The organism is Bartonella sp. AD328YNZD (genome assembly GCF_042196425.1).
Map to the genome: position 1 here is coordinate 1 of NZ_JBHIQG010000738.1, position 704 is coordinate 704.

1 protein-coding gene is annotated in these 704 nt (G+C 38.1%); it reads left to right on the plus strand.

All coding sequences use genetic code 11. The features are described from left to right. A partial coding sequence (locus ACFIO3_RS14760) for a phospholipase D-like domain-containing protein (protein WP_375704746.1) occupies window positions 1–704 on the plus strand: 704 nt, incomplete at both ends.

Sequence of the window (704 nt, forward strand, 5' to 3'; positions counted from 1 at the left end):
GCTGGGCGTAGCCTTGATCTGATGTATTATATTTGGGACGATGATTTAACGGGGCGCCTATTATTAAGTGAAATAGTTGAAGCAGCTGATCGGGGGGTTCGGGTACGGCTTCTTTTGGATGATATTAATGCTCAGTCACGTGATCCAGCTTATATTGCGCTAGATAAACATCCTCATATTGAGGTGAGAATGTTTAATCCAGGGCGATCGCGTCAAGGTGGTTTACGCCGTGGTTTAGAAATTATATTACGGGCAATTACTGTAACACGTAGAATGCATAATAAAGCTTTTATCATTGATGGTAGGGTTGCTTTTGTCGGAGGGCGTAATCTTGCAGATTCTTATTTTGATGCTGGTAAAGAATCTCATTTTCGAGATTTAGATTTGATGTTAATCGGTCCCTCTGTTAAAAAGGTGGAAAGTATCTTTGATGATTTTTGGAATAGTGCTGTTGTTTTGCCAATTCATACTTTGGTTGTTCCTAAAAGCGCAAGTGATCTTAGCTATTGGAGAGATAAATTACGAAAATTTCGGGATTCCAAGGTTGCAAAGGTTTATTTAGATTATGTCAAAGAACACATTAACTTTAGTTGTTTTATCCAAACAGGAAAGCGGTTATTTTTAGCAGATAAAGTTGTTGTTCTTTCTGATCCTCCAGAAAAAGCATTGCGTAAAAAAGCAAGTAATTGGCTTATGAAGGCACT